Below are 19,450 nucleotides of genomic sequence, written 5' to 3'. Positions count from 1 at the left end.
ATGACCCTGCAATCCCGCGATCCGGCCAGCGGCGAAATCGTCTGGCAAGGCCCGGTGGATGGCCCCGCGCAATGCCGCGCCGCGCTGGAGCGCGCCCGCGCCGCCGCGCCGCGCTGGGCGCGCGTCCCGCTGGAGGAGCGTCTGGCCATTGCCCGCCGCTTTGCCGCCCTGCTCAAGGAAGGGCTGGAACCTTTCGCCCGCCTGATCTCGCGCGAGACGGGCAAGCAATTGTGGGAGAGCCGGGGCGAGGTCAACGCGATGATCGGCAAGGTCGAAATCTCCATCGCCGCGCAGGCGGAAAGGGCTGGCACGCGCGAACAGGCGATGCCCTTTGGCCGGTCCGTCCTGCGCCACAGGCCTCATGGGGTGATGGCGGTGCTGGGGCCGTATAATTTCCCCGGCCATTTGCCCAACGGCCATATCGTGCCCGCGCTGATCGCGGGCAATGCGGTGGTGTTCAAGCCATCGGAGGAAACCCCGGCGGTGGGCGCGCATATGGCCGCGCTCTGGGCGGAGGCGGGCCTGCCCGATGGCGTGTTCCAGATCGTGCAGGGCAGGCGCGAGACAGGCGCGGCACTGATCGCAGGCGACATTGACGGCCTGCTCTTCACCGGTTCAGCGCAGGCGGGACGCGCCTTCCGCCATGCCTTTGCCGACCGGCCGCATGTCATTCTGGCGCTGGAACTGGGCGGCAACAATCCGCTGGTGGCATGGGACGGTGATCCCGAGGCGGTCGCCTCGCTGGTCAGCCATTCCGCCTTTATCACCACGGGCCAGCGCTGTTCGTGCGCGCGCCGCCTGATCCTGCCGATCGGGGCCGAGGGGGACCGGATGCTCGACGCCGTGCTGGCACAGGCGGCGAGGCTGCCCGTGGGCGCGTGGGACGAGGGCGAGGGTTTTATGGGTCCCCTGATTTCGGCTCAGGCGGCGGAGCGGGCGCGGGGGGCGGTGGAGGCTCTGAGCGCAGCAGGCGCGCGCATATTGCTGCCCCCGGCCTTGCCGCGCGGGGATAATGGGGCCTTCATGGGCGCCGCCGTACTGGACGTGACCGGCATCGCCGCCCCGGATGAGGAGATATTTGCGCCCGTTTTGCAGGTCATCCGGGTGGAGGATTTCGACGCAGCCATGGCCGCGGCCAATAACACCGCCTTTGGCCTGTCGGCCGGGCTGATCGCGCAGGACCCGGCGCTATGGGACCGGTTCAGCGCCGAAATCCGCGCAGGCGTGGTCAATTGGAACCGCCCGACCACCGGGGCGGCCTCGGCCACGCCCTTTGGCGGATTGGGGGAATCGGGCAATCATCGCCCCAGCGCCGCCTATGCCGCCGACTATTGCGCCTTTCCCGCCGCCAGTTTCGAGGCGCCGCGCATCGAGGGCCTGCCCATTCCGGGCATGACGCCATGACGCCGACCGAACGGGCCGTTGTTGAACAGGCCATGGCTGCCCCCATGCTCGATCAGGTCCTGCGCTGGGCGGCGATCAACAGCGGCAGCGGCAATCTGGCGGGCCTTGCCGCGATGGCGGGCGAGTTGGCCGATGCCTGCGCACCTTTGCCCGGACAGATCGCCTTGCTCGACCCCGCGCCCGTCACAAGGATCGACGCGCATGGGCATGAACGCGAGGTGGCGCATGGCCGCAACCTGCTGCTGACCGTGCGTCCGCAGGCCCCGGTCCAGATCCTGCTGACCGGCCATATGGACACGGTGTTCGATGCGGATCATCCGTTTCAGACCTGCCGGTGGCTCTCGCCTGACGTGCTCAACGGGCCTGGCGTGGCGGATATGAAGGGGGGGCTGGCCGTAATGATCGCCGCCTTACATGCCTTTGAAACCTCGCCCGAACGCGACAGGCTGGGCTATCAGGTCGTGTTCAACAGCGATGAGGAGGTCGGCTCACCCGGATCGGCACCGCTGCTGACGCGGGCGGCGGTGGGCAAGCTGGCGGCCTTGACCTACGAGCCCTCCGCCCTGCCCGATGGCACTTTGGCCGGTGCGCGGCCGGGCAGCGGGAATTTTTCGATCATCGTAGCCGGACGCAGCGCCCATGCCGGACGCAATCCGCAGGATGGGCGCAATGCCGTGGTGGCGGCGGCCGATCTGGCGCTGCGGTTGACGGCGCTGGGGCGGCCGGGCCTGTCGGTCAATTGCGCGCGGATCGAGGGCGGCGGGCCGAACAATGTCGTGCCCGATCACGCCGTGCTGGGCGTCAATATCCGTCCGCAAACGCAGCAAGATCAGGCTCTGGCCGCCGAAGCGCTCGACCGCATCATCGCGCAGGTGGCCGCCGCGCATGATCTGCATATCCACCGCCATGGCGCCTTTGCCCGTCCGCCCAAGCCCATTGATGCACGGGGGCAAAACCTGCTCGAACTGGTGCGCGCCTGCGGTCTGCTGCTGGGGCAGGAGATCGGGTGGAAGGACAGCGGCGGGGTCTGCGATGGCAACAATATCGCTGCCTGCGGGGTGCCCGTGGTGGACACGATGGGCGTGCGCGGAGGGGCGATCCATTCGGCGGAGGAATATCTGATTGTCGAGAGTCTGGCCGAGCGGGCCGCCCTGAGCGCGCTTGTGCTGTGCCGCCTTTCCCGTGGTGGCCTCTAGGGCCGGTCCGCCATGGCGGCATAGAGCGCGAAAGGATCGAGCACCGGCCGCCCCAGCGCCGCCTCGAAGGCCGCCTGCGCGCCCTGCTCGCCATAGGCCTCATGCTGCTGCGCGCCCAGATTGGATTGGAATATGCCCGCCGCGCTAACCGGCAGGAAATCCTCATAAGTCAGCGGCTCCAGCGTCACCGAGCCATCAGGAGCCGCCACGCGGCGGGCATAGATCAATGCCTGATCGACCAAGGCTTCCATATCATCGGGAAAATCCGCAAAAGCCCGTGCCAGCCTTTGCTCATAAGGCATGTCTGCGGGCCCGTCCTGCGCCTGCGCCAGCAAACGGTCATAGAGCGCGCGGCCCTTGGGGGTGAGCGCCGCGCCGCGTTGCTCGATCTCGCCAAAGCGCGCGGTATGGCGGCCAGGCGCGCCCTCGGCCCCGGCAAAGCGCACGCTTTCGGTCAGCGCTTTGAAACTGGTCTGGCGCAGGAGTATGGGGATGGCGCGCGGCGGCGGCCCCTCAATCACATCCTTGATGTCCAGCCCTCGCGCCAGCATAGCGGCCTGCGCGGCGTCAATATCCAGCGTGCGCGGGGTCAGATGGTTGATATGCGGCCCGCGAAAAGCCACCACATCGGCCACCAGACGATGGCTGGCCACCAGCCGGTCATAGGTGGCGCGATCAACCAGCGTATCCTCATGCCAGCGGAAGGTTTCGAGCAGGCCCATGACAAAGGCGTCGGCCTGAGCCTCATCCAAGCCGCCCTGTTCTTCATGACGCGCAATCAGCGCCAGTGTTTCGGGGCGGAAGATCTGCCGCGCCGCCAGCAGGGCCGCTGCCTCCTCCCGCAATGCGGGGTCGGCGATCAGTTCAAGCCGCAGCAGCGAGCAGAACACGCGGAACGGATTGCGCTCCAGCGCATCCTCGGCAACCGGGCGAAAGGCGGTCGAATGCACCGGCACCCCGGCGGCGGCCAGATCGTAATAGCCCACCGGCTCCATGCCCATGACGGCAAAGGCCCGCCCCATCATCGCCAATTCGGCGGTGGTGCCGACGCGGATCGCGCCATGCCTTTCGATTTCCACCCGCGCGGGCGCCGCCGCGCCTGCCTGCGCATTGACCTGCGCCACGATAGCCAAAAGATCGCCATAGAGCGGGACCTCGGCGCGATACATGGCGGAAAGCGCCGCGCAGAAGCGGTCGCGAATGGCGCTGGCATCGACAAAGCCGGTGGTCATATGGGTTTCTCTCCCTTTTCCCGGCCTCTATATCAGGCTTGCACAGGCTTGGCACCCACCCCGATCTCGGCCAGCAGCCATTCTCGGAACCGGCGGATTTTGGGCGTTCGGCGGCGATGCTCGGGATAAACGAGCCAATAGGCCGCGCCCAGACTGGACACCTGCGGAAAAAGTTTCACCAACCGGCGGTCCGACATGTCCTGATGCCAGAAAAATGGGGTCAGCATGGCCACGCCCTGTCCGGCCATCGCGGCATGGCCCTCATTCGCCTGCGAATCCATGCGGACGCCCTGCAGGGCGGGTTCGCCCACCTGCATCAGCCCGGCCTGCTGAAGCCAGCAGGTCCATGACGGATCATGCGGGCTGATCAGCGGCAGGCGGAGCAGATCCTCGGGGCGGATATGGCCGCCCTGATCGGCCAGAAAGCCGGGGCTGCACATGGGCGTAAAGTCCTGTTCGATCAGGCGGTGCGCGGCAAGATCAGGCCAAGAGCCGTGCCCCAGCCGCACCGCCACGTCCACCCCGTCGCCCGACAGATCGGCCAGCCCTTCCTGCATCAGCAGGCGGACGGCCATATCGGGATAGCGCATCTGAAACCGCCCGATCCGCCATGCCAGCCACGCATTGGCAAAGGTGGGCGTGGTGGAAATCGTCAGCGTGCTGTCATCATCGACGCGCATTTCGGCAAAACCGGCCTCGATCATGTCCAGCCCCTTGCCGATCCGCGAGGCGACGCGCCGCGCCGCATCGGTCAGGACCACGCGCTGGCGCTCGCGCCGAAACACCTGTTGGCCCAGATAGGTTTCGATCAGGCGGATCTGGTGGCTGACGGCGGCCTGCGTCATGCCCAGTTCGCGCGCGGCGGCGGTGAAATTCTCATGGCGCGCGGCCGCTTCAAACACGCGGACGGCGGCGAGAGGGGGGATCTTGCGCATGGGCGCATCATAAGCACAGCTAATGATGTCTGTCGATCATTTGGTTGGCCTGAAAGCGCCACGAATGGCACATCGGCATCACATTCTCCAAGGACACACGCCCATGCAACCTGCATCCCTCCCCTGCTCAGACCGGGGAAATTCCTTCTCCTTGCTCCCTTTGCAGAGCCTGTGGCTGGCTATGCTGCGCGTGTCCTCCGTCCATGTCCGCATCGCCTATGCCAGCCCATGGGACAGCCCGCGCCCATAGATCAGACTTATAGGCTGCGCAGCAGCAGCGCGGGCACTGCCAGACCAAGCGCCAGCGCCCGATAGGCATAACTGGCCAGAAGCGCGAGCCATATCCCCGCATCACCCAGCGGCTTCAGGGCAAAATCGGTGAGCAGATAGAGGCCAAGGGCGACCACCGCCGCATTGCGCAAGGTCGCCCCGGCAATCGCGCCGATAAAAATGCCGTCCAGCAGCCAACTGGCCACGCCCACCAGAGGAACCGCCGCGCAATAGGGCAGCATGGCATTGGCCAGCGCCCGGATCGAAGCATCATGGGTGAGGAAGGCGATGGCATCGCCGCCCACCAGAAGAATGGCGAGCGAAAACAACAGCCCTCCGCCCAGCGAAAACTCGCCCGTCAGGCGGATCGCGCGCAGCAGCGTGGCGCGCGAACGCGCCCCGATGGCCGCTCCCACCCGCGCCTCGGCGGTAAAGGCGAAACCGTCGAGGACGAAGGCGCTGATGCTGACCATCTGCATCAGCACATGATTGGCCGCCAGCGGCACCGGCCCCAGCGCGGCTGCCGATCGGGTGAACCATGTAAAGATCGCCAGCAGGGCCAGCGTGCGCACCATAATATCGGCATTGACCACGACCAGCCGCCGCACCGCCGCCATATCAAGCAGCCGCGCTCGCCCGATCGCCCGCAATTGCCCGCGCCAGTCCGGCCCCAGCACGAGGGCGATGGCCACGATGCCGCCCGCCAAGGCGCTCCACTCGGCCAGCGTCGTGCCCAGCCCCACGCCCCGCGCGCCCATGCCCAGCGCGCCGACAAAGAGCAGATCGAGGCCGATGTTTACCCCGTTCATCACCGCCTGCACGCCCAGCGCCAGTCGCGTCCGGCCGAGGCCCAGCAGCCAGCCATTGATCGCATAGAAACCCAGCGCCGCCGGGGCGCCCCAAAACCGCATGGTCAGAAAATCATGCGCCGCATCGCCCACGCCTGCCGGGGCGGACATCAACCTCAGACCGACCGGCACGATCACCGGCGAAAGCACCAACAGCATCGCCCCCAGCCCGAGCCCGAGCGCCAGAGAACGCAGAATGGTGGCGCAGACCTCCTCATCGTCCCTCGCCCCTTTTGCCTGCGCGGTGATGCCGGTCACGCCCATGCGCAGAAAGCCGAAGCTCCAGAAAACAAGGTTGAGGATCGTCGCGCCCAGCGCTACCCCGCCCAGATTGCGCCCGTCGCTGAGCCGACCGATGACCGCGACATCGACCACGCTGACCAGCGGGACCAGCGCCTGCCCCAGAATGATCGGCCAGGCCTGCGCGAAAATGGCGCGTCTGGTGATGTCCATCCCGTCAGCCAAGGGGCAGCGCCGTCGTATATTTGGTCATCGAGAGCGCGAAATGCGAGGATGCCGCCCCCACGGCGGGATGTTCGAGCAAGGTATGCATCAGAAAACTCTCGTAATCGGCCACATCGGCCACGACAATGCGCAGCAGATAATCCCACTCGCCCGACATGGAGAAGCATTCGACCACTTCGGGCCGGGCGCGCACGAATTCCTCAAAGGGCCTGCGCCCTTCCTGCGCATGATGGCGCACGCGGATGTTGCAGAACACATTGACCCCGCGGCCGATCTTATGCGGATCGACCAGCCGTACCGTCGCGGTCAGGATGCCTGCCGCCTCCAGCGCCTTGATCCGGCGCCAGCATGAGGCCGCCGAGGTGCCGACACGCTCGCCCAGTTCGGCATGGCTGAGCGCGCCATCCTGTTGCAGCGCGTTGACGATTCGCAGGTCGATGGGATCAAGGCGATATTCCTGTTTCACGAATAATCGCTCCATAGGATTTCTGTTTCATAATCTTGGTAAAATGCCGGGATTTTGAAACACAATCAAGCCAGGATCGTGAGATAGTCTCACCATGACGCATTATACCACCGTCAGGCCCCCGGAGGCCGCCCCGGACTGGACCATTCCGCAGGATTGGGAAAGGTACAGCGCGGACGAACATGCCATGTGGGACCACCTGTTTGAGCGCCAGACGCGGCTGCTGCCGGGGCGGGTGGCGCCGGCCTTTCTCGAGGGGCTGGACATTCTGCGCCTGTCGAAGCCGGGCATTCCCGATTTTGCCGAACTCAACGCCCGGTTGATGGATGCAACCGGATGGCAGGTGGTCGCGGTGCCGGGGCTGGTGCCCGATGCGGTATTTTTCGACCATCTGGCCAATCGGCGTTTCGTGGCCGGGCGCTTTATCCGCACGCCCGAACAGATCGACTATCTGGAAGAACCCGATATTTTCCACGATGTCTTTGGCCATGTCCCCCTGCTCGCCAACCCCGTCTTTGCCGATTACATGGAGGCCTATGGCCGGGGCGGGCAAAGGGCCGGAGAACTCGGCGCGATTGAGAGGTTGGCGCGGCTCTATTGGTATACGGTGGAATTCGGGCTGCTGCGCGGGGCCGACGGGCTGCAGATCTATGGCGCGGGCATTGTTTCTTCTTTCAGCGAGTCGATCTTCGCTCTCGATGATCCCTCGCCCAACCGGATTGCGTTCGACCTGCGGCGCGTGATGCGCACGCTTTACCGCATCGATGATTTCCAGCAGACCTATTTCGTGATCGACAGTTTCGAGGACCTGTTGCGCCAGACGGTCGAAAGTGATTTCGCCCCGCTCTACCGCGCCTTGCAGGGGGCGAATGATATTGGCGCGGCCGATGTTCTGGACAGCGACCGGGTCGACCATCGCGGCACGCAGGCCTATGCCCATGCCAAAGCCCTTTCAGCCGGAAAGCACAACGCATGATGATGATGACCGAGCAAGCCATTCTTGACGCCCTGACAGATCTGCCGGGCTGGGCCTATGATGGGGCGCGCAAGGCGATCCACCGCCGCATCATTCTCAAGGATTTCCCGCAGGCTCTTGCGCTGATGGTGCGGATCGGGGTTGAGGCGGAAAAGCGCGACCACCATCCCGAATGGACCAATGTTTATAACCGGCTCGACATCTGGCTGACCACGCATGATGCGGGCGGGGTTTCCCGCCGCGATGTGGATCTGGCCGGGTGGATCAACGGCGTGATCTGAACGGCAAGGCGCGCGCCCGGCGCAGGGGGCATCCGGACGCACGCCATATCGCCGTCACTCGCCGTGGGGCTGGAACAGGTCCTTGTAAAAGCCCTCGGTCCTGACCGTGATCTTGACCGGAACCTCGCCCTTGTTGCGGAAATACCAGCCATGGCGGCCTTCAAAGGGGGCGGTGAAATCGCCCTGCCCGCCGGTGCTGGCCAGTTCCTTCCAGTAATCGGTGAACTGCCCTTCGGCGGCATGTTCGACCTCACCATGCATTTCGGCCTTTACCGGGCCGCCGGTTGCGGTCCAGCGAAAGACGAAACTGTCGCCTTTGGCCATATGGGCCTTGATTTCTTGCCCGCTGTGCGGGGGCAAGGTGATGGTCATTTCATCCTGTCGCCATGGGGTGGCTCGCTCGATGGTCTGGCGGGTGGGCGTGGCCGATACCGCCGCATCGGCAGGCGCAGCTGCGGGCTTTTCCGGAGCGCCGGCCACCATGCCCTTCAGCCCCAGCGCCGCCCCCGCCCCGGTCGGATCGATATTATATTCGGCGGGCAGCACGAACAGCGTAAGAATGGCCGCCGCCGCGATGCCCGCGCCCAGCGTAGCCTTGGCAAGGCCCGAGGGCGAAGGGCGGATGGCGGCAGGTTCGATCATCGTCGTCATCATCAGGCCCCTTTTGAGAAATAGCCGGTCAACTGGTAACCGATCAGAACAAAGCCTGCCGTCATCAGCGCGGCATTGGCGAGAATGGCGCTGCGCCGGAAACTGTCGCTCAAGCGCCAGAGGTTCATCAGCAGCAGGATGACGGTCAGCGCCATGAACTGGCCCATTTCCACCCCGATATTGAAACTGACCAGATTGGCGAACATACCGTCGCGCGCCAGAGTCAGCTCCTGAAGTTTCGTAGCCAGGCCAAAGCCGTGGAAGAAGCCGAAGATCAGCACCGCCGCCTTGGGATTGGGGGCAAAGCCGAACCATGTGCGGAAACCGTCGAGATTGTCGATGGCCTTGTACACCACCGACAATCCGATGATCGCATCGATCAGGAACGGATTGGCGCGAATATCCAGCATCACGCCCAGCAGCAGCGTCGTGCTGTGCCCCAGCGCAAACAGCGTGACATAGGCCGCCACATCCTTCAGCCGATAGAGAAAGAAGATCACCCCGGCCAGAAACAACAGGTGATCGTAGCCGGTCACCATATGTTTGGCGCCCAGATACATGTAAGGAATGATGTTGACGCCCGAGGCCCCTTCGATAAACGCCTTGTCATTCTCGTTGACGCCATGGGCCATCGCGGACGAAGCCAGGGCGGCCAGCATCAGCCCGGTGAGCGGGAGCGTGACCCGTCTCACCGGTGAGGAATGGATCACGCTTTTCATGATGCCCCGCCTTTAATTCGCCTGAAAACTGGCGAAAATCTTGGCCCCCGATTTGTCGACCAGGGCGACGACCAGCTTGGCGCCTTTCGCGGGCTTGAAACCTGCGGCGCTCAGCTTGTTGGCGCCTGCCGGAACCAGCTTGGCCTCGGTCTTGGCGGTGCCTGCGGTCTGGGTCAGTTTGGCGGTGTAATTGGCCGCCATCACCGGCTCATCCTCCTCGGTCAGGTAAACGTCGACGCCCTTGGGCGTGGAAACCAGCTCGACCAGCGTTTCGCCCTGCATCTGCACCTGTCCGCCATGCTGGGGCTTCATGCTGCCATGGGCGATGGCGATGCCGGGGATGGCGATACCGGGAAGGGCGGCAAGAGCAAAAGCAGCGGCAAAGAATGTCTTCGTCATGATGAAAACTCCTGACTGAAAGGGATTATTCCGGCGCGTGGGGCAGGACGAAAGAGAGCGAGGAGCGATATTCGCTGTGATCGGCCTTCTTCGCATCATCGGCCGGGCCGACATAGATCGCCATGATCACATTGATACCCTGATTGCGTAAGCGTATCGTGGCCGTGCCGTCGGGGCCGGTCTTGACGCCCGCCTCATCGGGATCGTTGACGTAATCGGACATGATCGTCGCGCCCTCTATCGGCTTGCCCTTATACATGGCCCGCACGGTGAAAGGTTCGCCCATCTTCTGCGGGATGGTGGTGGTCGCGGGGACGAGCTGCAACGTATGCCCCTCGATCAGCGGCACGGGCTTGGTCGGCATCTGCGTCAGATGGACGGCATATTTCCAATTATGCTCGGCCAGCGTGGCATTGGGCACTTCGTCGCGGCCCTTGTTGTGCCATTCGCCATCGGGCGTCTTGGTCCACAGGCCATAGTCCATGGCGGCGGCCACGATGGCGACGGGTTCGTCGCTATCCACCACCGGCACAATGCCCGCAGTGCGCAAGGAAACCTTGACCGGCAGACCCTGCGCATCAAACCCCTTGACCGCATTGATCAGCGGCAGACGCTTGACCGCATCCAGATCATCGGCCCCCACCCCATAGACCAGCGCCAGTTGCCGCGCGCGTTGCGCAAACCAGATGCCATGGGCATCGGCCACCGGGGCCAGCGCGGTCAATCCCACCATCAGCCCCACCCCGAACAGGAGCTTGCGACCCGGCATTTTGCGAGAGGTAATCATTGTCACGAACTCCCCGTTTTGCGGCAGTTTCGGGCCGATTTCGCCCGTTGGTATGGACAGCTTATGGACAGTTTTGCGGGCCGGCTGCCGAATTTGCGCGCGCCACGGAATGCGGTCACAAATTTGCCATGCGGCGCGGCATATATAGCCGATGCCAAACTGCCCCGAATCCGGCCTGCGAAAATGGGATGAAAGCGAGGTTGCGGACGGCCCGGCATCATGCTGTTTCAACCCCTTTCCGGCGCATTTTTCCCACGCCGCAGCAACCAGCCGCACAGCGCGGGCAGCACAAAAAGCGTCAGCACCGTCGCGGTCAGCAATCCGCCCACCACCACCGTGGCCAGCGGCTTTTGCACCTCGGCCCCGGTGCCCGTGGCAATCGCCATCGGCACGAAACCAAGGCTGGCCACCAGCGCCGTCATCAGCACCGGGCGCACCCGCTCCATTGCGCCCGCGATCACGGCGGCATCGCTGTCCTGCCCCTCGGCCATCCGCTTGCGGATAGCGGAAATCAGCACCAGACCGTTGAGAACCGCCACGCCCGACACGGCAATGAAACCCACCGAGGCCGAGATCGAAAACGGTATCCCACGCAGGGCAATCGCAAACACCCCGCCCGCCAGCGCCATGGGCACCGCCGTCAAAACCGTGGCGGTCAGCGTGATGCTGCCGATGGCCATGTAAAGCGCCGCCGCGATCAGGATGAAGCACAAAGGTACGATCACCATCAGGCGCTGCGTTGCGGCCTGAAGGTTCTGGAACTGGCCGCCCCATTCGATATATTCGCCCGGCGCCAGGTGGATCTTTTCGCCGATCCGCTGCTGCGCCTCATCGACAAAACCGCCCAGATCGCGGCCTGAAACATTGGCCTCGACATAGATGCGGCGCTTGCCATTGTCGCGGCTGACCTCGTTCAGCCCCTCGGTAAAGCGGAATTGCGCCAGTTCGCGCAAAGGCACCGAAGCGCCCCCCGAAGCCAGCGGGATCGGCAGCGCGCCCAGCAGATCGAGATTGTCGCGCTGATCCGCAGGAAGACGGACGACGATATCGAAACGCCGGTCGCCTTCAAAAATCTGCCCCGCGCTGCGCCCGCCCAGCGCCGCCGAGACGGTATTGGCCACGCCCTCCATCGTCAGGCCGTAACGCGCAATCGCCGCCCGGTCGAAGGCGATGTCAAAGGTCGGGAAACCGCCGGTCTGCGCCACGCGCACGTCCACCGCGCCTGGCACTTTTTTCAAAACCGCCGCGATCTCCTTGGCATTGCGCGCCATGACGTCCAGATCGTCGCCATAGAGCTTGACCGCGACATCGCTGCGCACGCCGCCGATCAATTCGTTGAAACGCATCTCGATGGGCTGGGTCGCGTCATAGGCATTGCCGACCATCGCCTCCATTTTCTTGCGGATGCGGGCGATCACCTGATCCTTGGTGGTCACGCCTTCGGGCCATTCGCTCTTGGGCTTCAGGATCACATAATTGTCCGAAGCATTGGGCGGCATCGGATCGGCAGCCAGACTGGCCGTGCCCGCCTTGGAATAGACCGTCTTCACCTCCGGCAGGGTCAGCAAAGCGCGCTCGATGGGCAGGTCCATCTCGACCGATTTCTCAATCGTGGTCGAAGGAATGCGCACCGAGGACAGGTTGAGGTTCTGCTCGTCCAGTGTGGGCATGAATTCGCGCCCGACAAACATGAACGTCACCACGCCCAGCAGCAGAATGCCCGCCCCCGCGCCGATGAACGGTCCCGGCCGCGCCACCGCCCGCCTCAGCCAAGGCTCATAGCGATGCTTGGCCGCGACAATTGCGCGCACTTCCCTGTCCTCGACCGAACCGGTGAACATCACCGCGATCAGCGCCGGCACAAAGGTAAGCGAGAGCACAAAGGCCGAGGCCAACGCCAGCATCAGCGTAAGGACCATGGGCGAGAACATCTTGCCCTCCACCCCCTGAAACGTCAGGCAGGGCAGGAAGACGAGAAAGATCACGATCTGGCCATAGACCGTGGGGCGCACCATTTCCTTTGATGATGCAATGACTTCCTCCAGCCTTTCGTGCAGGCCGAGCAAGCGCCCTTCATGCGCCTGCCGCTCGCCCAGACGGCGCAGGCTGTTTTCGACAATGATGACCGCGCCGTCGATGATGAGGCCGAAATCCAGCGCCCCCAAGCTCATCAGATTACCCGAAATATGCAGCCCGTTCATGCCAATCGCGCTGATCAGCAAGGACAGCGGAATGACCAGCGTGGCGATCAGCGCCGCGCGCCAGTTGCCCAGCAGGACGAAGAGGATGATGATGACGAGCCCAGCCCCTTCGGCCAGATTTTTGGCCACCGTGGTGATCGTGGCCAGCACCAGTTGCGAACGATCCAGCGTGGGCACAATGCGGATGCCGGGGGGCAAAGTCCGCGCGATCTCCTGCAATTTGGCGCCCACCGCGCCTGCCACGGTCCGGCTGTTCGCGCCCACCAGCATCAGCGCCGATCCGATCACCGTCTCATGCCCATCGCGACTGGCCGCGCCGCGCCGCAATTCGCCGCCGATTTCCACGCGGGCCACCTGCCCCACGGTGATCGGCACCCCGCCGCGCGTGGCGACAACGGCGCGGGCGATCTCGTCAATCGAATGGACCCGCGCATCGGCCCGTACCAGATAGGCCTCGCCCGAACGCTGGATATAATTGGCGCCCACCGAGACATTGGCCTTTTCCAGCGCCTGCGCCAAATCGTCATAGGACAGGCCAAAGGCCGCTGTCTTGGCCGGATCCGGCTCGACCAGATATTCCTTCACATAACCGCCCAGCGAATCCACATCGGCCACGCCGGGAACGGTGCGCAATTGCGGCCGCACGATCCAGTCCTGCACCGTGCGCAGATAGGCCAGTTGCGCCACGCGGTCGGTCAGGCGCTCGCCCTGATCGGTCAGGAAACTGCCATCGCTTTGCCATCCCGGCTTGCCGTCAGCGCGGGGAGCGCCCTTGCCATCGGGATGTTCAAATTCAACGCTGTAGTGGAAAATCTCGCCCAGACCGGTGGAAACCGGCCCCATCTGCGGCTGCGCTCCTGTGGGCAGGCTAGCGCGGGCCTGATCCAGCCTTTCGCGCACCTGCTGGCGCATGAAATAGAGGTCGGCGCTTTCCTTGAAGATCACCGTGACCTGGCTGAACCCGTTGCGCGAAAAGGAGCGTGTGCTTTCCACGCCATCAAGGCCGGACAGCGCCGTCTCGATGGGAAAGGTCACGCGCTTTTCCACCTCGACCGGGGAAAGCGTCTCGATGATCGTGTTGATCTGCACCTGCTTGTTGGTGATGTCAGGCGTGACGTCGATGGGCAGAAGGTTGAGCTGCCACGCACCGATGGCGGCCACCACCGCCGTGATAAACAGCACCAGCCATCGCCCATGGACCGATGCGGCAAGGATGCGCGGCATCATTCCTCTTCCCCGGCGCCCTTGGTGGCCTCGGCCTTCAGCAAAAAGGCGTTGCGCGTGGCAATCGCCGCCCCGGCCTCGATGCCCGACAGGATCTGCGCCATGCCCCCGCTGCGCGCGCCCACCAGCACCGGCTGGGCGCGGAAACCGCTCTTGGTGCGGACAAACACCACATCGCGGCCATCGAGCACCTGCACCGCCTCCTCCGGCACGGAAAGGCTGGATTTGCCGCCCCCCGCGCTGGCGCGAATACGGACCTGAAGCCCCTGCCCGATCAGCAGCGAGGAACCTGCATCGGGCGTGATCACTACGGTTGCGGCCTGACTGGCGCCATTGAGGGTCGGGGTGATCGAGCGGACCTTGCCCGCCACCGTCGCGCCCGAAGTCAGCACGATGCTGACCGGATCGCCCGGCGCGATGCGGCGCGCGTCCTGCGCGCCCACAGAGGCCTCGACCTGCATCGCGCCATCGGCGGCGACACGGAACAATTCGGCCTGCGGCTCGACATAGGCGCCAAGCGTTGCATCCTGCGCGGTGATCCGGCCCGCAATGGGGCTGACGATGGCCACGGTTCCGCCCGGCCCGCTGACATGGGCGGCGCGGGCCACGGCGACGGCGCGGCGCGCCTCGGCCTGCGCCACGGCCAGTGCCGATTGCGCGGCCTCCATATCCTGACGTGGGGTAACGCCCTGTTTGAACAGACTCAATTCACGCTCATAGACGCGGCGCGCCTGTTCAGCCTTGGATGCGGCCACGCTGCGGTCGGCGGAAAATCCGGCGGCATCGAGGCTCTCGACCAGCGCCAATGTTTCTCCGGCCCGCACGCTGTCGCCCAGCCGTTTGGTTATCCGCGCGATCGCGCCCGAGGCGCGCGCCACCACAATGGCCTCGCCCTGCGGACTGGCGGCAACATGGGCAGGGGCGAGGATCTCGCCGCCCGCGCCGCCGGCCTCAACCTTGCCGATGACGATATTAGCCGTCTGCAGATAGGCATCGGGCAAGGTCAGTTCGACCGGCCCGGCTTTGGCGGCGGGTTTGGCCTCCACCGGCGCAGGCGCGGCGGGCGCGGTCCAGCGGGCGATGCCGAAACTGGCCAGAGCGGCGGCGGCGGCAATCCCGCCGATCATCGGCCAGTTTTGCTGGCGGGGGGCATCCATCACAAATCTCCGAAAGCAAGGCGGCCATCGACGCGGGCCAGCGTGGCCAGCGCACCGATGCGGGCAAGGCGGGCATCAATCGTCAGCGCACGGGCATCGCCCAAGGCGCGGCGCAGGGTGAGCAGGTCAAGCAGCGCGGTCTTGCCCGATTCATAGCCGATCCGGGCAAGGCGGTAGGCCTCGGCGGCGGCCTCCTCGCTTTCGGCGGCGGCCTTGAGCCGGGCCGACGACGCGGCGACCTGTGCCAGCGCCTTGCCCCGCAAGGCTTCGCTGGCCAGTCGGGCGGCGGCGAGGCGCTGCTCTGCGGCCTCGGTGCGGGCCTGTGCGGCGGCGATACCGCCGCGGTTCTGGTTGAAGATCGGGATCGTGGTGGTCACGCCCAGCACGAAACCCGTCTCGCGGCTGCCGCCAAAACGGCGCAACCCGCCGGTCAGGCCGATGTCGGGGATCGCCTTGCTGCGCTCGACCCGGACCTGCGCGGCCACGGCATCGCGTTCGGCCTGTGCGGTGGCCAGTGCGGGGGAGACGCCCTCGCCCGGCCCCATCGGCGCGCGCCTGTCGTCCAGCAAAGAGGCCGGAACGCCGCTGTAGCTTTGCTCCACCCCGGCCAGCACGGAAAGATCGGCCAGCGCGCCGCTCAGGCTGGCATCGGCGGCGGCGCGGGCGGCAATGGCTCCCGACAGGCTGGCCTGCGCCTGCGCGGCGCGCAGCCTTGCCTCCTTGCCCGCGACCACCAGAGCCTGCGCGGCCCTCAAATCCTCCTGCGCCCGCGCCACATCCTCCTGCGCCAGTTGCAGGCGCTGCTGCATCGCCTCGGCCTGCGCATAGGCGATGGCGAGCTGGGCGGCATAATCGACCTGCACCTGCGCCCCGCGCGCCTGGGCCGCACGCAATTCGGCATCACTGGCGGCGATGCGCGGCCCCCGCTGGGCCAGTTCCAGCGGCTGGGTGATGGCAAGGGTGGTTTGCGGCGTGCTGGGGCTGTTGTTGACTGAACTGCCGCCGATATTTTCAAATTCCACGCCCACGGCGGGGTTGGCCCATGCGCGGGCCTGACGGGCATCGGAACGCGCCGCGCGCAAATTGGCGTCCTGTTCGAGCAGGACCGGCGCCCGCTCCACCGAGCGGCGCAGCAATTCGCGATAGGGCGGCGCCATCTCCGCGCGCGCCGCCATCGGAACGGTCAGCAGCGACAGAAGCGCGCAAGCGGCAAGGCGTGATGACGAAATGACGAAAACTCCCCACAAAAGCCGGTTTTATCGGCTCTCACGGGGATCTACGCGCCGCGCGCTGCCTTCCCCTCGGCCTGCTGCATTTTTTCCTGATCGAGTAGCCCGGCCAGCTTCATCCGCGCCCTCGCCACCCGCCCCTCGATGCTCTTGACGCTGATGCCCAGCGCCAGAGCGGCCTCGGGCTGGCTCATGCCGACAATCGCGGTCAGCACCAGCGCCTCGCCAAGGCCGCCTTCAAGGCTGCCCAGCCGGGCGCGGATATGGGCAAGCTCACTGGCGGCCATGGCAAGGCGTTCCTGATCGGGCGCATCGTCGGCCATGTCGGGGCGCTCATCCAGCCTTTGCGCGCCGAACAGAAAGGCGCGCACCCGGCGGCGGCGGCGCATATCGCGCATCTTGTTGATCGCAATGCGAAACAGCCAACCGCGAAAGGGCCGCGCCGGATCATATTGCGCCAGATTGCGCCATGCCGCGATAAAACTTTCCTGCACCACATCATCGACATCGGTTTCGGGCATGCCAAAAGCGCGCGCCGCCTGCGCCAGCGATCCGCCATGGCGCGTCATCAGAATGGTATAGGCGCGCCGGTCCCCCTCCACCGCCCGCAAGGCCAACACGCAATCGGCATCGGCCGAATTCACCGGGGGCCGCGCCGCAGCGCTTCGATCAGGACCGCATCATAGGCGGCGCGATGCTCGGGCTTTAACCCGGCGCGCATTTCAAACACATGGACCAACGTGGCGCGTTGCAGATCGGCGGCAGCCTTTTCGACATCGCGCGTGGCCGCCTCCACCTGCGGCGACCAACTGGGCGTGCGGGCAATCGCGTCGGCAAGGCGACCATTGGCCATTTGCAGATCGCCTTCAATGGCCGCCCGCCTTTCGGCAAAGGCCTTTTCCTTGGCGTCCAGCGTGACCTGTTCCTGAGCGTCGAGCGGCACGGCGTGGTGCAGCCGCTGGTGCAGATCGGAATCGCGATGCCCGGCCGCATCCCACGCCATGGCCAGCGCTGTTGCCACGACCACCCCGATCAGCGCCCCGGCAACGGTGGAGAGCATCAGGCGGCTGGAGGATGAAATCATCTCAATGACCGATCAGCAGGCTGTAGGGGGAAGATTGCGAAGGGGCCGCGATCCATGTCGGCTGGGTCTTGGCCTGCGCGATTTGGTCGGCGCCGCCGATCGCCCAAAATCCCGCGATGGCGGCAAAACAGGCACAGAGCATCGCCCGCCGCGCATCGCGGCGGCCCGCCATGGCCATGGGCGTCGGCTCGTCGCCCAGCCTTTGCTCCAGCGCCGCAAAGGTCGCCTCCAGCCCGTCGCCGGGGATATTGCCGGCCGCGCGGGCCAGCCAATCGTCAATCTGTGCCACCCATTTCTCCTTCGCTCCACAGGCACTACGCATGTCGGCCCGGCTTCCCCTCAAGGGTAGGATCGAAAGAATGTCATGCAAGCCCGGCCCGTCCTATTTCGCCGCCGGAAAAACCGGTCATGTCGTCACCGGCTATTACCAACAGGCGGGCGCGAGGGCCTACAGGTTGGCGCCATCCCGTCATGCCAACACAGGACATTGCCCATGGCCGCCAAACGCATCCTCCTCCTTGCCGGTGATTTCGTCGAAGATTATGAAATCATGGTGCCCTTTCAGATGCTGCTGATGGTAGGCCACACGGTCCATGCCGTTTCGCCCGGCAAGGCGGCGGGCGACCAGATCGCCACCGCGATCCACGATTTCGAAGGCCATCAGACCTACAGCGAAAAGCGCGGCCATAATTTCACGCTCAACGCCGCCTATGCCGATGTGAAGGAGGGCGATTACGATGCCCTGCTGATCCCCGGCGGCCGCGCACCCGAGCAATTGGGCACCGACGAAAGCGTCCTTGATCTGGTGCGCGCCTTTGCCGCCTCGGGCAAGCCGATTGCGGCCGTATGCCATGGGCCGCAATTGCTGGCCGCAGCGGGCGTGATTGCCGGGCGCCGGATTTCGGCCTATCCTGCCTGCCGCGCCGAGGTCATGCTGGCGGGCGCGGATTATCAAGCGCTGCCCATGGACGGGGCGATCACCGATGGCCCCTTTGTCACCGGCCCGGCATGGCCCGCCCATCCGGCATGGATCGCCCAGTTCCTGAAGGTGTTGGGCACGACAATCGAGGCATAAGCGAAAGGCGGCTTTCATGTGCGAACTCTATGTGCGGGCAGACCCGATCCTCTATGAAAGCCGCACCCGCTCTCTGCGCATCCATGGCGTGGTGACCACGATCCGGCTGGAAAACCTGTTCTGGGATGTGCTGAGCCAGATTGCCGCCGAGGATGGGATGACGACCAACCAGCTCATCACCAAATTGTGGGATGAAATTCTGGAATGGCGCGGCGAGGTGCCCAACATGGCCTCGTTCCTGCGCGTCTCCTGCCTGCGCTATCTGGACAGCAAGCGGACGGGCGAGCTTCCCCGTCCCGTGGCGCTGCGCTCGGTCTGACGCCGGGGCGGGGCAGGTTTTTCTGCTCTTGGACATTTCGACAAATTGCCCCCCCGATGGTCCCGGCCTATGCACGCGCCACAATGGAAGCAATGCGCATCCTGATTCGCGACAAGCGCTGGCTGGCGATCACCCTGATCGTGCTGGCTCTGGCCCTGCGCGCCATGGTTCCGCAAGGTTATATGCCGGTCGCCCATGGGCGGGTGCTGACGGTGCAGATCTGCGCCGATGCCACCGGCATTCCCCATCAGCGCCAGATCATCGTGCCCGGACGGCCCGCCGCGCCCGCCGATGATCGCACGGACCACCCGGCCTGCGCCTTCGCCGGCCATGCCATGCCGATGCTGGGCGGGGCCGATCCGGTTCTGCTGGCGGCGGCTCTGGTGTTTATCCTGCTGGTCGGGGTTGCTCCGGTTACCCCCGCGCCGCGCGCGCGCGCGCAAAGGTTGCGCCCTCCCCTGCGCGCGCCGCCGATCCATCCCTGATTCATGACACATACCGGCCCCGGGCGTTGGTCCCGCGGGCTGCGCTT

At 65.3% G+C, this 19,450-nt stretch carries 22 protein-coding genes; 8 read left to right on the top strand and 14 right to left on the bottom strand.

The window, feature by feature from the left end; genetic code table 11:
• Both astD and BGP00_RS09475 read left to right on the top strand, forming a co-directional pair.
• Positions 1 to 1,404, top strand: coding sequence for a succinylglutamate-semialdehyde dehydrogenase (gene astD, locus BGP00_RS09480; protein ID WP_292690638.1), 1,404 nt, complete (start codon positions 1 to 3; stop codon positions 1,402 to 1,404).
• Positions 1,401 to 2,600, top strand: coding sequence for a hydrolase (locus tag BGP00_RS09475; protein WP_292690636.1), 1,200 nt, complete (start codon positions 1,401 to 1,403; stop codon positions 2,598 to 2,600). Before astD ends, BGP00_RS09475 begins: the two co-directional genes overlap by 4 nt.
• Here BGP00_RS09475 and BGP00_RS09470 read toward each other — a convergent pair.
• Positions 2,597 to 3,832, bottom strand: a complete 1,236-nt coding sequence (locus BGP00_RS09470; protein WP_292690634.1) for a VOC family protein — start codon at positions 3,830 to 3,832, stop codon at positions 2,597 to 2,599. The genes BGP00_RS09475 and BGP00_RS09470 overlap by 4 nt on opposite strands.
• 32 nt (positions 3,833 to 3,864) lie before the next feature.
• On the bottom strand, positions 3,865 to 4,767 hold the full coding sequence (locus BGP00_RS09465) for a LysR substrate-binding domain-containing protein (RefSeq protein WP_292690632.1): 903 nt from the start codon (positions 4,765 to 4,767) through the stop codon (positions 3,865 to 3,867).
• A gap of 103 nt (positions 4,768 to 4,870) precedes the next feature.
• On the opposite strand from BGP00_RS09465, the gene BGP00_RS09460 reads away from it, so the two are divergent.
• Positions 4,871 to 5,017 (top strand): hypothetical protein, encoded by a 147-nt coding sequence (locus BGP00_RS09460; protein WP_168601839.1) that lies wholly within the window; start codon positions 4,871 to 4,873, stop codon positions 5,015 to 5,017.
• Positions 5,018 to 5,024: 7 nt separating this feature from the next.
• On the opposite strand, the gene BGP00_RS09455 is transcribed toward BGP00_RS09460, so the two are convergent.
• Together BGP00_RS09455 and BGP00_RS09450 are read right to left on the bottom strand one after the other, a co-directional pair.
• Entirely contained in the window at positions 5,025 to 6,350 is a 1,326-nt protein-coding gene (locus BGP00_RS09455; protein ID WP_292690630.1) for an MATE family efflux transporter, read from the bottom strand.
• Positions 6,343 to 6,831, bottom strand: coding sequence for an Lrp/AsnC family transcriptional regulator (locus BGP00_RS09450; RefSeq protein WP_292690628.1), 489 nt, complete (start codon positions 6,829 to 6,831; stop codon positions 6,343 to 6,345). Before BGP00_RS09450 ends, BGP00_RS09455 begins: the two co-directional genes overlap by 8 nt.
• A 79-nt stretch (positions 6,832 to 6,910) precedes the next feature.
• On the opposite strand from BGP00_RS09450, the gene phhA reads away from it, so the two are divergent.
• Complete coding sequence (phhA, locus tag BGP00_RS09445) at positions 6,911 to 7,792, top strand: phenylalanine 4-monooxygenase (protein ID WP_292690625.1); 882 nt, start codon at positions 6,911 to 6,913, stop codon at positions 7,790 to 7,792.
• A complete protein-coding gene (locus tag BGP00_RS09440) occupies positions 7,789 to 8,073 on the top strand; it encodes a 4a-hydroxytetrahydrobiopterin dehydratase (protein ID WP_292690623.1) in 285 nt (94 codons plus the stop codon). Before phhA ends, BGP00_RS09440 begins: the two co-directional genes overlap by 4 nt.
• Positions 8,074 to 8,127: 54 nt before the next feature.
• Here BGP00_RS09440 and BGP00_RS09435 read toward each other — a convergent pair whose 3' ends face one another.
• The 10 genes from BGP00_RS09435 to BGP00_RS09390 all read right to left on the bottom strand — a co-directional run bounded on the left by BGP00_RS09435 (position 8,128) and on the right by BGP00_RS09390 (position 17,813).
• Positions 8,128 to 8,727 carry a hypothetical protein gene (locus tag BGP00_RS09435; protein WP_292690622.1) on the bottom strand — a complete coding sequence of 200 codons (600 nt, stop codon included), beginning with the start codon at positions 8,725 to 8,727 and terminating at the stop codon, positions 8,128 to 8,130.
• Entirely contained in the window at positions 8,727 to 9,443 is a 717-nt protein-coding gene (locus BGP00_RS09430) for a HupE/UreJ family protein (RefSeq protein WP_292690620.1), read from the bottom strand. The genes BGP00_RS09435 and BGP00_RS09430 overlap by 1 nt, the downstream gene beginning before the upstream one ends.
• A gap of 12 nt (positions 9,444 to 9,455) precedes the next feature.
• The gene (locus tag BGP00_RS09425; RefSeq protein ID WP_292690618.1) at positions 9,456 to 9,842 is read right to left on the bottom strand and encodes a hypothetical protein; all 387 of its coding nucleotides are present in this window, start codon (positions 9,840 to 9,842) and stop codon (positions 9,456 to 9,458) included.
• Positions 9,843 to 9,867: 25 nt separating this feature from the next.
• Positions 9,868 to 10,629: a DUF4198 domain-containing protein gene (locus BGP00_RS09420; RefSeq protein WP_292690617.1), complete on the bottom strand. Its 762-nt coding sequence runs from the start codon at positions 10,627 to 10,629 to the stop codon at positions 9,868 to 9,870.
• Between the two features lie 227 nt (positions 10,630 to 10,856).
• Complete coding sequence (locus tag BGP00_RS09415) at positions 10,857 to 14,057, bottom strand: CusA/CzcA family heavy metal efflux RND transporter (protein WP_292690615.1); 3,201 nt, start codon at positions 14,055 to 14,057, stop codon at positions 10,857 to 10,859.
• The gene (locus tag BGP00_RS09410) at positions 14,054 to 15,211 is read right to left on the bottom strand and encodes an efflux RND transporter periplasmic adaptor subunit (RefSeq protein WP_292690614.1); all 1,158 of its coding nucleotides are present in this window, start codon (positions 15,209 to 15,211) and stop codon (positions 14,054 to 14,056) included. The genes BGP00_RS09415 and BGP00_RS09410 overlap by 4 nt, the downstream gene beginning before the upstream one ends.
• Positions 15,211 to 16,386 (bottom strand): TolC family protein, encoded by a 1,176-nt coding sequence (locus BGP00_RS09405; protein ID WP_292690613.1) that lies wholly within the window; start codon positions 16,384 to 16,386, stop codon positions 15,211 to 15,213. Before BGP00_RS09405 ends, BGP00_RS09410 begins: the two co-directional genes overlap by 1 nt.
• Before the next feature lie 101 nt (positions 16,387 to 16,487).
• On the bottom strand, positions 16,488 to 17,084 hold the full coding sequence (locus tag BGP00_RS09400) for an RNA polymerase sigma factor (protein WP_292690611.1): 597 nt from the start codon (positions 17,082 to 17,084) through the stop codon (positions 16,488 to 16,490).
• Positions 17,081 to 17,524, bottom strand: a complete 444-nt coding sequence (locus BGP00_RS09395) for a periplasmic heavy metal sensor (protein WP_168601849.1) — start codon at positions 17,522 to 17,524, stop codon at positions 17,081 to 17,083. The genes BGP00_RS09400 and BGP00_RS09395 overlap by 4 nt, the downstream gene beginning before the upstream one ends.
• Position 17,525: 1 nt before the next feature.
• On the bottom strand, positions 17,526 to 17,813 hold the full coding sequence (locus BGP00_RS09390) for a CnrY/NccY family anti-sigma factor (RefSeq protein ID WP_168601850.1): 288 nt from the start codon (positions 17,811 to 17,813) through the stop codon (positions 17,526 to 17,528).
• 204 nt (positions 17,814 to 18,017) lie between these two features.
• Between BGP00_RS09390 and BGP00_RS09385 the strand changes: the two genes are divergently transcribed.
• The 3 genes from BGP00_RS09385 (at position 18,018) to BGP00_RS09375 (ending at position 19,403) form a co-directional block, all read left to right on the top strand.
• Positions 18,018 to 18,599, top strand: coding sequence for a DJ-1/PfpI family protein (locus tag BGP00_RS09385; protein WP_292690608.1), 582 nt, complete (start codon positions 18,018 to 18,020; stop codon positions 18,597 to 18,599).
• Between the two features lie 16 nt (positions 18,600 to 18,615).
• Positions 18,616 to 18,918 (top strand): ribbon-helix-helix domain-containing protein, encoded by a 303-nt coding sequence (locus BGP00_RS09380; protein WP_292690606.1) that lies wholly within the window; start codon positions 18,616 to 18,618, stop codon positions 18,916 to 18,918.
• Positions 18,919 to 19,010: 92 nt separating this feature from the next.
• The gene (locus BGP00_RS09375) at positions 19,011 to 19,403 is read left to right on the top strand and encodes a hypothetical protein (RefSeq protein WP_292690604.1); all 393 of its coding nucleotides are present in this window, start codon (positions 19,011 to 19,013) and stop codon (positions 19,401 to 19,403) included.
• Positions 19,404 to 19,450 lie beyond the last annotated feature (47 nt).

It is taken from the genome of Novosphingobium sp. 63-713, assembly GCF_001898925.1.
Taxonomy (GTDB): domain Bacteria; phylum Pseudomonadota; class Alphaproteobacteria; order Sphingomonadales; family Sphingomonadaceae; genus Novosphingobium.
This window is presented reverse-complemented; position numbering and strand designations above follow the sequence as displayed.

Excerpts from the sequence above, each read along its gene's own strand:
- astD (WP_292690638.1), top strand. The coding sequence starts at position 1 with ATGACCCTGCAATCCCGCGATCCGGCCAGCGGCGAAATCGTCTGGCAA.
- BGP00_RS09475 (WP_292690636.1), top strand. The coding sequence starts at position 1,401 with ATGACGCCGACCGAACGGGCCGTTGTTGAACAGGCCATGGCTGCCCCC.
- BGP00_RS09470 (WP_292690634.1), bottom strand. The coding sequence starts at position 3,832 with ATGACCACCGGCTTTGTCGATGCCAGCGCCATTCGCGACCGCTTCTGC.
- BGP00_RS09465 (WP_292690632.1), bottom strand. The coding sequence starts at position 4,767 with ATGCGCAAGATCCCCCCTCTCGCCGCCGTCCGCGTGTTTGAAGCGGCC.
- BGP00_RS09460 (WP_168601839.1), top strand. The coding sequence starts at position 4,871 with ATGCAACCTGCATCCCTCCCCTGCTCAGACCGGGGAAATTCCTTCTCC.
- BGP00_RS09450 (WP_292690628.1), bottom strand. The coding sequence starts at position 6,831 with ATGGAGCGATTATTCGTGAAACAGGAATATCGCCTTGATCCCATCGAC.
- phhA (WP_292690625.1), top strand. The coding sequence starts at position 6,911 with ATGACGCATTATACCACCGTCAGGCCCCCGGAGGCCGCCCCGGACTGG.
- BGP00_RS09440 (WP_292690623.1), top strand. The coding sequence starts at position 7,789 with ATGATGATGATGACCGAGCAAGCCATTCTTGACGCCCTGACAGATCTG.
- BGP00_RS09435 (WP_292690622.1), bottom strand. The coding sequence starts at position 8,727 with ATGATGACGACGATGATCGAACCTGCCGCCATCCGCCCTTCGCCCTCG.
- BGP00_RS09430 (WP_292690620.1), bottom strand. The coding sequence starts at position 9,443 with ATGAAAAGCGTGATCCATTCCTCACCGGTGAGACGGGTCACGCTCCCG.
- BGP00_RS09425 (WP_292690618.1), bottom strand. The coding sequence starts at position 9,842 with ATGACGAAGACATTCTTTGCCGCTGCTTTTGCTCTTGCCGCCCTTCCC.
- BGP00_RS09420 (WP_292690617.1), bottom strand. The coding sequence starts at position 10,629 with ATGATTACCTCTCGCAAAATGCCGGGTCGCAAGCTCCTGTTCGGGGTG.
- BGP00_RS09415 (WP_292690615.1), bottom strand. The coding sequence starts at position 14,057 with ATGATGCCGCGCATCCTTGCCGCATCGGTCCATGGGCGATGGCTGGTG.
- BGP00_RS09410 (WP_292690614.1), bottom strand. The coding sequence starts at position 15,211 with ATGGATGCCCCCCGCCAGCAAAACTGGCCGATGATCGGCGGGATTGCC.
- BGP00_RS09405 (WP_292690613.1), bottom strand. The coding sequence starts at position 16,386 with ATGGCGGCGCGCGCGGAGATGGCGCCGCCCTATCGCGAATTGCTGCGC.
- BGP00_RS09395 (WP_168601849.1), bottom strand. The coding sequence starts at position 17,524 with ATGATTTCATCCTCCAGCCGCCTGATGCTCTCCACCGTTGCCGGGGCG.
- BGP00_RS09385 (WP_292690608.1), top strand. The coding sequence starts at position 18,018 with ATGGCCGCCAAACGCATCCTCCTCCTTGCCGGTGATTTCGTCGAAGAT.
- BGP00_RS09380 (WP_292690606.1), top strand. The coding sequence starts at position 18,616 with ATGTGCGAACTCTATGTGCGGGCAGACCCGATCCTCTATGAAAGCCGC.
- BGP00_RS09375 (WP_292690604.1), top strand. The coding sequence starts at position 19,011 with ATGCGCATCCTGATTCGCGACAAGCGCTGGCTGGCGATCACCCTGATC.